Raw genomic sequence first — 12340 nt, 5'->3', positions numbered from 1 at the left:
TTAACATGTTATCTTTAAGCTGAATAGCTGGATTAACAGGTTTTTATGAATTCGTTTCGAAATTAACGACTTGCTGCGTGCCCCGGGTTGCACGCACGTGACACCGACTCTAAGCTTCGACGCTTCGACCTCTACTGCGCGTGAACCATGCCCACCCCCAGACCGTCCCTTACGCTCACCTTGCTCCAGGCCCGCGAAGCGACCATGGCGTTCTTCCGGCCTTTGCTCAATGAACATGACCTGACTGAACAGCAGTGGCGGGTGATCCGCATCCTGCGCCAGCAGGGCGAACTGGAAAGCCACCAACTGGCGCACCTCGCGTGCATCCTCAAGCCCAGCATGACTGGCGTGCTGGGGCGGCTGGAGCGTGACGGCATCGTACGCCGGCGCAAATCCGCCGAAGACCAGCGCCGGGTGTTCGTCGCCCTGACCGAGCAGGGGCAGCAGTGTTTTGTCGACATGAGCGCCGGGATGGAAAGCAACTACCAGAAGATTCAGGAACAGTTCGGCGAGGAATCCCTGGAGCAATTGATGGAGCTGCTGCAAAAGCTGAAAGGCATCAAACCGTAATTTCAAAAAATATTGGCTGAAGCCTGTCCCCTTTTTTCACCTGGCTGGTCATTCCAGGTAAGTGAACAAAATCGAGAGCTTTTGCCAATGCCCGCCCTACGTCCGTTGCTGAATTTCAGCCTCATGCTGAGCCTGAGTGCCAGCCCGTTGTTCGTCCCCATCAGTTACGCCGAAGACGGCGCGTCCCGGCGCAGTTACCAGGTGCCGGCCGGCAGCCTGAGTGCCGCGTTGACCCGTTTCGCCGGCCTGGCCGGGGTTAACCTGTCGGTAGACCCGGCGCTGGTCAGCGGCCGCAACAGTGCCGGCCTGTCCGGCGAATACGGCGTCGAAGAAGGGTTTGCGCGCTTGCTCCAGGGCTCGGGCCTGCAACTGCAGCCTATGGGTGAACAGGCCTACATACTGACCCCGGTTCCCGAAGGCGGCAGCCTGCAACTGGCGCCCACCTCGATTCTCGGCACCACCGGCGATGCCGGCAGCGAGTCCTTCGCCGGTGGCCAGGTGGCGCGCCGTGGTTCCCAGGGTTTGCTGGGCTCGCGGGACTTCATGGAAACCCCGTTCAGCATGACCACCTACACCAGCGAGGCGGTCAAGAACCAGCAGGCGCGCACCCTCGGCGACCTGATCGCCAGCGACCCCTCGGTGCGCGCCACCAACCCGGCGGGCGGGCGCTATGAGCAATTCACCATTCGCGGCTTCAGCCTGTTCAACAGTGATGTCGCCTACAACGGCCTCTACGGCGTGCTGCCGACCTACACCATCGACATGGAAATGGCCGAGCGCGTCGACATCATCAAAGGCCCCAGCCAGTTGATCAACGGCATCTCGCCCCGGGGCAGCGTGGGCGGCGGGATCAACGTGGTGCCCAAGCGCGCCACCGACACACCCATCACCTCGTTCACCGGCAGTTGGGCCTCCGACAGCCAGGCGGGTGGCGCCGTGGACATCGGCCGGCGCTTTGGTGAAGACAATAAGTTCGGCCTGCGTTTCAACGGTGTGAAGCAGTCCGGCGACACCACCTGGGATCACCAGAGCGTCGACCGCGAAATGGCCGTACTCGGCCTGGATTTTCGCGGTGAACGCCTGCGACTCTCCACCGACATCGGCCGCACCGAGCGCGACACCGACGCCCCGCAAGAGCGCGTGCAGGTCGGCCCCAAGGCCAATGTGCCGAGCGCCAACGACGTGCGCCACAACTACGCGCAGCCCTGGAGCAAGGCCAGCACCAATGACACCTTCGGCACGGTCAACGGTGAGTTCGACCTCAGCGACAACGTGATGCTCTACGGCGGCGTCGGCGCGCGCAAAAGTAACCATGACTTCCTGCGCCATGCGGTATCGGTGACCAACAACGCCGGCGATTTCAGCGTGCAGCCCCGGGACTTCACCCGCGACGAAAACGTGCGCACCGCCACGGCGGGCGTGCGTAACTGGTTCCATACCGGCCCGGTGAGCCATGAGGTCAACCTGGCTGCCAGTTACTTCTACATGGACTTTGAAAACGGCGGCGCGCGGTATGCGTCAGGTTCGAGCAATCTCTACAACCCGGTGGAAATCCCTGCCCCCGGCAGGCCGACGCGACTCGACTCGAAGGTCTACACCGAAAACCGCTTCAGCGGCGTGGCGTTGTCCGACACCCTGGGCTTCTTCGATGACCGTCTGCTGCTGACCCTCGGCGCGCGCTGGCAGCGGGTCAAGGTGGACGACTGGACCGATGACGTCAAAGGCGACACCGCCTACGACGAAGAGAAGATTTCACCCTCGGGCGGCATCCTGTTCAAGGCCACCGACAAGCTGTCGCTGTACGCCAACTACATGGAAGGCTTGAGCCAGGGCAAGGTCGCGCCGTCGACCTCGGTCAACGATGACGAAATCTTCCCGCCGTTCATCAGTCGCCAGGTCGAAGTCGGCGCCAAGTACGACGCCGGTGCGTTCGCAGTGACGGCGGCGGTGTTCCGGATCAAGCAGCCGGCCTACGAGACCAATGCCACCACGCTGGTGTTCGGCCCCAATGGCAAGCGCCAGAACGACGGCGTCGAACTCAGCGTGTTCGGCGAGCCGCTCAAGGGCTTCCGCCTGCTGGGCGGGGTGATGTACATCGACAGCGAGTTGACGAACACCACCAACGGCACCTACGACGGCAACCGCGCCCCCGCCACGCCCAAATACAACGTCAACCTGGGGGCCGAGTGGGACGTGCCGACCGTTGAGGGCCTGACCCTGACCAGTCGCGGGATCTACTCCAGCTCGCAGTACCTGGACCAGTCCAACGTCAAGGAAATCGACGCCTGGACCCGCCTCGACGTCGGCGCCCGCTATGCCTTCAAAGTCGACGACAAGCACATCACGCTGCGGGCCAATGTCGAGAACGTGGCCAACCGGCGCTACTGGAGTTCGGCGGGCGCCTCGGATGACAGCGAGCCGGGCTTGACCTTGTCGACGCCACGTACTTACTTGCTGTCGGCCACCGTCGACTTTTGAGGGGAGGCATCGGCGGCCTGCCACACAGCCTTCTGTACATCGATGGGCTTGGGCAACAGGCGGTTCTGGTAAAACAGGTCCGCCGTCTCCTGCTGCGCCTGGATGATGTGCTGATCAATCGGCAGTACCGGCGATGGCGGTCGATTGTCGACATAACGCGCAATCACCCCGGCCGGCAGACCCATGGAACGGGTCAGCACCTGCAGGCTGTCTTCGCGCTGGCTGCGGGTCAGGGCTTCGGCAGCGCTGAGTTCATCGAGCAGGGCGTGGATGAACCCGCCATGGGCCTGGGCGTAGTCGCGCCGCGCGGTATAGATCGGCCCCGAAAGGTTCAAGCCTTCGCCATTGGCGAGCACGTGGCTGGGGCTTTGGCTCAGGGCCAGTGACGAGTAGGGTTCCCAGATGGCCCAGGCGTCGACACTGCCTTGCTCGAAGGCCGCCCGGGCGTCGGCCGGTGGCAGGTAAACCGGCTGGATGTCCTTGTAGCTCAAGCCGGCTTCATTCAATGCCCGCAGGACCAGGTTGTGGGAGCTGGAGCCTTTCTGGAAGGCGACTTTCTTGCCCTTGAGGTCGGCGATGGTGTGCAGTGGGCTGTCCGCCCGCACCAGGAGGGTTTCCGCCGTCGGCTTGGGCGGTTCGGCGCCGATGTAGACGAGATCGGCGCCCGCCGCCTGGGCGAACAATGGCGGAATATCACCGGTGGACGCCACGTCCAGCGCGCCCACGTTCAAGGCTTCGAGCATTTGCGGGCCAGCGGGAAATTCGATCCATTGCACCTGTGTCTGGTCGAAGCGTTTTTCCAGCAGGCCATGTTCCTTGGCCAGCACCAGGGCAATCGAGCCTTTCTGGTAGCCGATTCTCAGGGTGGCCGGATCGGCCGCCAGCGCGGTTTGCGTCAGGGCAAACAGCGCAAACACCAGCGCAGGAATCTTCATGCTTGTTTCTCCGCAAAGCGATTGCCCGGCCGCGCCAAGCCAAGGTTTTCACGCAGCGTGGAGCCTGCGTATTCGGTCCGGAACAGGCCGCGCCGTTGCAGTTCCGGCACCACCCACTGGGCGAAGTCCTCGAGCCCGCCCGGCAGGTGCGGCACCAGCACATTGAAGCCATCGGCGGCGCCGTTTTCGAACCAGTGTTGCAGCTCATCAGCGATCTGAGCGGGCGTGCCGATCAGGCTGTAATGCCCGCGTCCACCGGCAATTCGGCGGCCCAGCTGCGCCAGGCTCAGGTGTTCGCGGCCCGCCAGTTCGGTCAGCAGTTGCTGGCGGCTGCGCTGGCCGCTGTCGGTCAATGGCAGCTCCGGCAGCGGGCCGTCCAGCGGGTAGCCAGACAAGTCGAAATTGCCCAGCATGCGCCCCAGCAAGGCGACGCCCACTTCGGGTTCGACCAACTGCTGGAAGGCCTCGAATTTGTCTCGCGCTTGCGCTTCTGTCTGCCCGACGACCACAAACACCCCCGGCATGATCTTCAATGCATCCGGCTCGCGCCCGTATTGAGCCAGGCGACCCTTGAGGTCGGCATAGAACGCCTGGGCACTGGCCAATGAAGTCTGGGCGGTGAACACCACCTCGGCGGTTTGCGCCGCCAACTCACGGCCCGCCTCGGAAGAACCGGCCTGGACAATCACCGGCTGGCCCTGGGGCGAGCGCGCCACGTTCAGCGGGCCCTTGACCCGAAAGTGTTCACCGACATGTTCAAGCACGTGCAGTTTTGCCGGGTCGTAGTAGCTGCCACTGGCCTTGTCGCGCACAAAGGCATCGTCTTCCCAGCTGTCCCACAAGCCCGTCACCACCTGATGAAACTCCCGCGCACGGCTGTAGCGTTCGCCGTGGCCGAGGTGTTCGTCTCGCCCGAAATTCCGGGCTTCGGCGGCATTGTCCGAGGTCACCAGGTTCCAGCCGGCGCGCCCGCCGGACAAGTGATCCAGGGAGGCGAATTTGCGTGCCACATGGTAAGGCTCGTTGTAGCTGGTGGTGGCCGTGGCGATCAGGCCGATGTGTTCGGTCACCGCGCTCAACGCCGAGAGCAACGTCAGCGGCTCGAAATGGTCCGAGCGCGCCATGCGGCTGGCGATCTCGCCGGTGGCGGCAGCAATGCTGTCGGCCACGAACAGGGCGTCGAACTTTGCCGCCTCGGCAATCTGCGCCAGGCGTTTGTAGTGGGCGAAATCCAGCCCGGCGTTGGCCGGTACATCAGGATGGCGCCAGGCGGCCACGTGGTGCCCGGTGGCCATGAGGAAAGCGCCGAGTTTCAGTTGACGGGGCATGCTCAGAAATCCTTGCGCAGTTGCACGCCGAAGTAACGTTCATCGTCACGGGGTACGGCGCGGTAGATGTAGCTGCCGCCACTGGCCAGCAGCGGTGAATAGGATTTGTCGGTGAGGTTCTTCGCCAGCAGCGCCACGCGCCAGCCGTTGTTGTAGTCGGCAAGGGCGACGCTGGCGTTCCAGATGCCGTAGGCGCCTTGCTTGGTGTCGACATTCTGGCTGATGTCGTACTGCACTTCGCTCTGCCAGCTGTAGTCGGTGCCCAGTTCGATATCCAGGCCATTGTCCAGCGGGATGCTGTAGTCGGCGCGCACGTAGCTTTTCCAATCCGGGCTGAAGGGCAGTGGCTTGCCGTTGACGTTGCACGATGCCGCCGCGCCCGGCGGGCAGGCGAACTCATCGATGCGGGCACGGGTGTAGGCCAGTGCGCCGGAGAGCTTGAGTTGTTGGGTGGCCTGCAAGGCGTAGTCGAGTTCGACGCCTTCGGTGCTGACACTGCCGGCGTTGATCAGGCGCGTCACCACTTGCCCGGCGACAGTGTCGAAGAAGTTCGCCTGGTAGTTGTCGTAGTCGCTGTGGAAAATCGCCAGGTTGGTGGTCAGGCGGTTGTTCCAGCTGGTGGCCTTGATCCCGACTTCCCAGGTGTTGGAGGTTTCCGGCTTCAGCGCGTCGGTGTCCCGTGGCTGCATGTTGAAGAACACGTTGTAGGCCGGGCCCTTGTACCCGCGCGAGTAGGTCAGGTAGCTGGTGACGGTGTCGCTCAGGTCGTACTGCACCCCCAACCGGCCGGACCAGCCGTCTTCATCCACCGAGCCGGAACTGCTGGTGGCCGGTTGAATGCCGCTGACGGTGGTGGCCGAGGTGGACACGCGGCGGTGATCGTATTCCAGGTCGTCGTGGGTATAGCGCAGGCCGGCGATGCCGCGAAAGCTCGAGGTGAAATTCAGCGTGGTCTCGCCGAACACTGCGTAGCTGTCGCTGGTGGTGCCGTAGTCGGCGATGCCACGGTCGGTGCGCGTGGTGGTGGTGAGGGTGCGCTGGTAGGTTTCCTGGTCCTTGCCGTGCATGTAGAACAGGCCGCCGACGTATTCGAGGAATTCGCCTTTGGGCGAGGCCAGCCGCAGCTCCTGGGAATATTGGTCGAACGCCAGTTGGCCTTTGTCGGCGGTGCCGGGGAAGGCCGCGGTCACGGCGCCCAGGCGGTCGCCGTCCTGGTACTGGGTGTTGTCCCAGCCGCGCCAGGCGGTGATCGAGGTCAGGGTGTAATCACCCAGGTTCCAGTCCAGTTGGGCAGACAAGCCTTTGTTGGTGTCGTCGACGCGGGTACGGGTGTCGGTGTTGATGGCGCGGTTGTCGCTGGTCCCGCGCACCGGGTTCAACGCGTTGGCGAACGCCGGGGTCAGGGATTTGCTCACCACGCCATTGGGTGCGTCGTCGTGGGACTGCATGTAGTCGGCAATCAGGGTCAGTTTCACGTCGTCGTTGGGGGTGAACTCCAGCTTGCCGCGCACGCCCTGGTGGTTGTAACCGTTCACTTCCTGGCCGTTGTGCTTGTTGTCGACGTTACCGTCGTAGGTGCCGAACAGGCCGCTGATCGAGCCCTTCAGCGTACCGGGAATCAGGCTGCCGCCAAGGCCGAAGCGGGTGCGGCTTTCATTGCCGCTGTAGTAGGACTGGTCGATGTAGCCGTGGGTCTCGGCCGTCGGCGCCTTGCTGGTGATGTTGAGCACACCGGCCGAGGCATTCTTGCCGAACAGCGTGCCCTGGGGCCCGCGCAGCACTTCGACGCGCTCCAGGTCCAGCAGGTCGAGAGTGGCCTGGCCCGGGCGGGCGTACACCACGCCGTCAATCACCGTGGCCACGGTGGGTTCAACCCCGGGCGAGGTGGAAATCGTGCCCACGCCCCGCACGAACAGCGAGGTGTCTTTGTTCGACGCGCCGGTACGGAAATTCAGTGACGGCACTTGCTGGACGATGCTGCCCACGCCGTTGCGATTGTCACGCTCCAGCTGTTCGCCATCGAGCACCGAGACGGCCACCGGAACCTTTTGCAGCGATTCTTCGCGGCGGGTGGCGGTTACCGTGACCGGCTTGAGGGTGGGTTCCTGCTCGTCGGCGGCAAATGCACCGGGTACTGGCAGGGCGGCGAGCCCCGCGAGGAGCCAGCCCAGATGGGGGCGGCGCGCGGTGGCGGCGCGGATGGATTGCGAAAGTTTTTGAGGTTGCCCCGAATGTGTGCGCATGCTCTGACCGCTCGAAATGTGCCCTGAACCGCTGCCGTTCTGCGACGACAGCGCCGTTGAAACTGTCTTGGGCATTCGCTCGAGCGAGTAGCAGACAAAACGCTTTGGTAGCGCTAACATCGGCATTATTGGTAGGTGTGACATAGAGCGTCAAATACTAAAAAATTAGTTTTATATTCTTTTAGGTTTTTAACAGGATCGTCCCTTGAGCGAAGACAAACCCCGGAAACGCCGTGGCGCCGGCCGTGTCACCTTGAACACCGTGGCGCGCCAGGCCGGTGTGTCAGCGATTACCGTGTCGCGCTATTTCAACCAGCCGGAGCAGGTCTCGCCTGAGCGCCGCGAACGCATCGCGGCGGTGGTCGCCGAGTTGGGCTACGTGCCCAACCTGGTGGCGGGTGGGTTGGCGTCCGCGCGGGGCAGAATCGTCGCGATGGTGATCCCGAACATCTCCGGGCCGATCTTCGCCAATACCATCCAGGGCTTCAGCGACACCCTCAGCCGGCATGGCTATCAACTGCTGCTGGCGTCCAGTTACTTCAGCGCCGAGCAGGAAGAAAACGCAGTGCGCGCGTTCCTCGGTTGGTCGCCGGCGGCGTTGGTGCTCACCAGCCGCTTCCACAGTGCGGGCACCGAGAAGATGATCGCCGAGGCCGATATCCCGGTGGTCGAAACCTGGGACTACCAACCCGGGCGCGAGCCGTTGCAGATTGGCTTTTCCCATTACGAGGTGGGCGTGACCGCCGCGCGCTACCTGCATGGCAAGGGTTATCGGCGCATCGCCTTCGTGCAGAACAGCGCGCCGGGGGACTTCAGTGCACTGGAGCGCCGGGACGGCTACAGCGCGACCCTGCTGGAGCTGGGTTTGCAGCCCTGGGTGTTTGCCCCGGACGCCGATCGCGCACCGTTTGAGGCGGGCAAGCAAGCCATGCAAGCGTTGATGAGCGCTGCCGTGCCGCCCGACGCAATCATCTTCGCCAATGACAACCTGGCCGCCGGTGGCTTGCTGGCCGGGCAACGGGCCGGGCTGAAAATCCCCGAGGAGTGTGCGGTGCTCGGCTTTGGTGATTACCCGTTTGCCGAAATGCTCTTGCCGAGTCTCAGCACCATCAAGCCGCCTGCCCTGGAGATTGGTGTGCTGGCGGCGACGCGGGTGCTTGAAAGCCTGGGCGTGCTGCCGGTAGAGGATGAAGTGCAGCGCTTGAACCTGTTGGCGTGCAGCTTGATGGAGCGTGAGAGCGCCTGAGTCTGATTGCGGCTTCTCGGGACTCTGTGATATCGAGTTATTCAAAGTCGGACGCCGAAACATGCGTTGGGTGGTGCGCGTTCGTCAGTTTTTTACCGGTGCTAGTTCGTCTTTTGTGAGGTTTTTGGGCGATGGCTAATTGCAATTAGCACAGCGAATTTCACAATGTATAAGGTGTAATGATTGAGTGGACTGTTCTGGTGAGTAGTGTCTATATGATATTGCGAAATGGCATTTTTAATCGATAAATTGCGGTCAACGGGTCAAATATTGCCGTTAAGCATCAAGCTGCAGCTGGATTCTGCGTGAGGTGGGCAATATTTCCCTGCACTAATGAACTTAGTTTAAACATGTTAGTCGATTTTTTAAACGACGGTTCCGGGGTCATGGCCAACTAGTGGCGTCTTTCGGTAGTTCTAAATGGCCATAAATTAAGTTGGCTGTAATACAAAATGTTTTGGTGTAGGGTCTTTACCTTGTCAGGACATCGCCTGCGCCAATTACCTCTAACTAAGTTTGGATGCACTTGCTCCAGCGCGCGCCGCACGTGCCACGGAACAGGTTTTTAAATAGCCCCTCAGATTTGTACAAATGCCCCAGTCCATATCGGCAATACCCATCGATGCGTGCCGAATGCAAATTCCGGACGCCGAACAGGTGTGCGCGTGGCTGATGCGAAAAGCCGGTCTGAAAACCGTCGACCTGGAGCGCGCGCGACGATTATCCCAGGACGCCGATGACAGCGGTTTGCTCGGCCTGCTGACGCGCCTGGGCCTGGTCTCCGAAGTGCAACTGGCGCGGGCCTGGGCTGATTTGCTCGGCGCCCCGTTGTTGCTGGCCGACGCCGCACCGCCCGTACTTGACCCGCTGCCGGCGCTGACCGAGCGTTTCATGCGCCATTATCAGGTGGTGCCGGTGGGCTGGAGCCACGGTGGTGTGCGGGTGCTGGCGGCCAATCCGGCGTTGTTGTATCCGTTCCAGGCCCTGGCGTATGCGTGCGGCGTGCCGGTGTGGCTGGCAGTGGGGCCGCGCAATGAAGTCGAAACCCTGATCGAGCGCTACTACGGCCAGGGCCGTTCCGCCATGGGCACCCTGATCGAAAACCTCGACGAGCAGGGCGGCGCCCTCGAAGACATCGAACACCTCAAGGACATGGCCTCCGAAGCCCCGGTGATTCGCCTGGTCAACCTGATCCTGCAACGGGCCGTGGAACAGCGCGCCTCGGACATCCATATCGAACCCTTCGAAAACCAGCTCAAGGTGCGCTACCGCATCGACGGTGTGCTGCACGAAGCCGAAGCGCCGCCGGCGAGTTCTTCGGCGGCGGTGATTTCCCGGGTCAAGATCATGGCGCGCCTCGACATCGCCGAGCGCCGGCTGCCGCAGGACGGCCGGATCATGTTGCGCATCCAGGGCAAGGAACTGGATTTGCGGGTGTCCACGGTGCCCACCAGTTTTGGCGAGTCGGTGGTGATGCGCCTGCTGGACCGCCAGACCGTGCAGTTCGATTTCCCGAGCCTGGGCTTCGACGGCCGGCGGCTGGAAACCTTTCTGGAGGTGCTCGAACGGCCCCACGGCATCCTGCTGGTCACCGGGCCCACCGGCTCGGGCAAGACCACCACGCTGTACACCGCGCTGTCGCGGCTCAATACCGCCGAGCGCAAGATCATCACCGTCGAAGACCCGGTGGAATACCAGCTGGAAGGCATCAACCAGATTCAGGTCAAACCGGCCATCGGGCTGGACTTCGCCGGGGCGCTGCGCTCCATCGTGCGCCAGGACCCGGACGTGATCATGATCGGTGAGATCCGCGACCTCGAAACCTGCCGCATCGCCATCCAGTCCTCCCTGACCGGCCACCTGGTGCTCTCGACCCTGCACACCAACAGCGCGGCGGCGAGTATCACGCGCCTGTTGGACATGGGTGTGGAGAGCTACCTGATCGCCTCGACCGTCAATGGCATCCTCGCCCAGCGCCTGGTGCGCCGCCTCGACCCGGCGACCCGCGAGGCGTTCGAAGCGCCACCGGAATTGATCCGGGAACACCGCCTCGACCGCTTCACCGACCAGCGCCCGATCCTGCTGTACCGGCCCCGCGCCAACACCCTCGGCGGCGGTTACCACGGCCGCAGTGCAATCACCGAATTACTGGTGATGAATGACGAGCTGCGCAGCCTGTTGATGCGCCAGGCCGACGCCGCCACCCTCGAGCAGGCCGCTCGCCGTGGTGGCCTGCGCACCCTGCATGAAGAGGGCCTGCGCCAGGCGCTGGCGGGTGTCACGTCCCTGGAAGAAGTGCTGCGCGTCACCCGTGGAGAGGGCGCGTGAGCCTGTTCAAATACCGCGCCCTGGACAGCCAGGGCCTCGCGCAAAACGGCACCGTCGAAGCCAGGGACCAGGCCGCCGCCATCGCCGCGCTGCACAAGCGCGGCCTGTTGCTGTTGCAGATCGATGCCGCCGGTGCCCAAGGGCTGCGTAATGCGTTCGGGCGTGGCCAGTTGAACGGCGCGGCGCTGGTCAGCTTTACCCAGCAACTGGCCACGCTGCTGGGGGCGGGCCAGCCGCTGGAACGCTCCCTGGGCATCCTGCTCAAGCAGCCCGGCCAACCGCAGACCCGTGCACTGATCGAGCGCATCCGCGAGCACGTCAAGGCCGGCAAGCCCTTGTCGGCGGCGCTGGAGGAGGAGGGCAGCCAGTTCTCGCCGCTGTACCTGAGTATGGTCCGCGCCGGCGAAGCAGGCGGTGCGCTGGAGCACACCCTGCGCCAGCTCAGCGACTACCTGGAACGCAGCCAGTTATTGAGGGGCGAAGTGATCAACGCCCTGATCTATCCCGCCTTCCTGGTGGTCGGCGTGCTCGGTTCGCTGGCGCTGTTGCTGGCTTATGTGGTGCCGCAGTTCGTGCCGATCTTCAAGGACCTGGGCGTACCAATCCCGCTGATCACTGAAGTGATTCTGGACCTCGGGCAGTTCCTCGGCGCCTATGGCCTGGCGGTGTTCGCCGGGTTGATCGCGGTGAGCTGGGGCCTGGCGGCGTACCTGCGTAATCCTCTGCACCGCGAAACGTATGACCGGCGCGTGCTCGGTATTCGTCTCATCGGCCCGCTGTTGCAACGGGTCGAAGCCGCACGCCTGGCCCGTACCCTCGGCACCTTGCTGAGCAACGGCGTGGCGCTGCTGCAAGCCTTGGTGATCGCCCGTCAGGTCTGCACCAACCGTGCGTTGCAGGCACAAGTCGCCCACGCCGCCGAGTCGGTGAAGGGCGGCGGCACCCTGGCCAGTGCGTTTGGCAGCCAGCCGCTGTTGCCAGACCTGGCCCTGCAAATGATTGAAGTCGGCGAACAGGCCGGTGAACTGGACAGCATGCTGCTCAAGGTCGCCGACGTGTTCGACGTCGAAGCCAAACGCGGCATCGACCGGCTGCTGGCCGCGCTGGTGCCGTCCCTGACTGTGGTCATGGCGGTGCTGGTGGCGGTGATCATGCTGGCGATCATGCTGCCGCTGATGAGCCTGACCAGCAATATATGAAGACCCAAGGAAG

8 protein-coding genes are annotated in these 12340 nt (G+C 63.2%); 5 read left to right on the top strand and 3 right to left on the bottom strand.

Annotated elements, in window-relative coordinates; all coding sequences use genetic code 11:
• Positions 1-147: 147 nt before the first annotated feature.
• Entirely contained in the window at positions 148-570 is a 423-nt protein-coding gene (hpaR, locus tag P3C29_RS29265) for a homoprotocatechuate degradation operon regulator HpaR (protein ID WP_010175430.1), read from the top strand.
• A gap of 87 nt (positions 571-657) precedes the next feature.
• On the top strand, positions 658-3048 hold the full coding sequence (locus P3C29_RS29260; RefSeq protein WP_275966088.1) for a TonB-dependent receptor: 2391 nt from the start codon (positions 658-660) through the stop codon (positions 3046-3048).
• On the opposite strand, the gene P3C29_RS29255 is transcribed toward P3C29_RS29260, so the two are convergent.
• From P3C29_RS29255 to P3C29_RS29245, 3 genes are read right to left on the bottom strand one after another with little or no spacing between them, the layout of a single operon-like run.
• On the bottom strand, positions 3018-3983 hold the full coding sequence (locus P3C29_RS29255) for a sulfonate ABC transporter substrate-binding protein (protein ID WP_275966087.1): 966 nt from the start codon (positions 3981-3983) through the stop codon (positions 3018-3020). The genes P3C29_RS29260 and P3C29_RS29255 overlap by 31 nt on opposite strands.
• Positions 3980-5311 carry an LLM class flavin-dependent oxidoreductase gene (locus P3C29_RS29250; protein WP_275966086.1) on the bottom strand — a complete coding sequence of 444 codons (1332 nt, stop codon included), beginning with the start codon at positions 5309-5311 and terminating at the stop codon, positions 3980-3982. Before P3C29_RS29250 ends, P3C29_RS29255 begins: the two co-directional genes overlap by 4 nt.
• A 2-nt stretch (positions 5312-5313) precedes the next feature.
• Positions 5314-7554, bottom strand: a complete 2241-nt coding sequence (locus P3C29_RS29245; protein WP_275966085.1) for a TonB-dependent receptor — start codon at positions 7552-7554, stop codon at positions 5314-5316.
• A 205-nt stretch (positions 7555-7759) separates the two neighbouring features.
• On the opposite strand from P3C29_RS29245, the gene P3C29_RS29240 reads away from it, so the two are divergent.
• The 3 genes from P3C29_RS29240 to gspF all read left to right on the top strand — a co-directional run bounded on the left by P3C29_RS29240 (position 7760) and on the right by gspF (position 12327).
• Complete coding sequence (locus P3C29_RS29240) at positions 7760-8800, top strand: LacI family DNA-binding transcriptional regulator (protein ID WP_275966084.1); 1041 nt, start codon at positions 7760-7762, stop codon at positions 8798-8800.
• 591 nt (positions 8801-9391) lie between these two features.
• Complete coding sequence (gspE, locus tag P3C29_RS29235; RefSeq protein ID WP_201122917.1) at positions 9392-11128, top strand: type II secretion system ATPase GspE; 1737 nt, start codon at positions 9392-9394, stop codon at positions 11126-11128.
• Positions 11125-12327: a type II secretion system inner membrane protein GspF gene (gene gspF / locus P3C29_RS29230; RefSeq protein ID WP_275966083.1), complete on the top strand. Its 1203-nt coding sequence runs from the start codon at positions 11125-11127 to the stop codon at positions 12325-12327. Before gspE ends, gspF begins: the two co-directional genes overlap by 4 nt.
• Positions 12328-12340: the final 13 nt, after the last annotated feature.

It is taken from the genome of Pseudomonas sp. 1912-s (genome assembly GCF_029269205.1).
Lineage (GTDB): Bacteria > Pseudomonadota > Gammaproteobacteria > Pseudomonadales > Pseudomonadaceae > Aquipseudomonas.
The sequence above is the reverse complement of the archived record's forward strand: the minus strand, read 5'-3'. Positions and strand labels throughout refer to the sequence as shown.

Excerpts from the sequence above, each read along its gene's own strand:
- gspE (WP_201122917.1), top strand. The coding sequence starts at position 9,392 with ATGCCCCAGTCCATATCGGCAATACCCATCGATGCGTGCCGAATGCAA.
- hpaR (WP_010175430.1), top strand. The coding sequence starts at position 148 with ATGCCCACCCCCAGACCGTCCCTTACGCTCACCTTGCTCCAGGCCCGC.
- P3C29_RS29245 (WP_275966085.1), bottom strand. The coding sequence starts at position 7,554 with ATGCGCACACATTCGGGGCAACCTCAAAAACTTTCGCAATCCATCCGC.
- P3C29_RS29250 (WP_275966086.1), bottom strand. The coding sequence starts at position 5,311 with ATGCCCCGTCAACTGAAACTCGGCGCTTTCCTCATGGCCACCGGGCAC.
- P3C29_RS29255 (WP_275966087.1), bottom strand. The coding sequence starts at position 3,983 with ATGAAGATTCCTGCGCTGGTGTTTGCGCTGTTTGCCCTGACGCAAACC.
- P3C29_RS29260 (WP_275966088.1), top strand. The coding sequence starts at position 658 with ATGCCCGCCCTACGTCCGTTGCTGAATTTCAGCCTCATGCTGAGCCTG.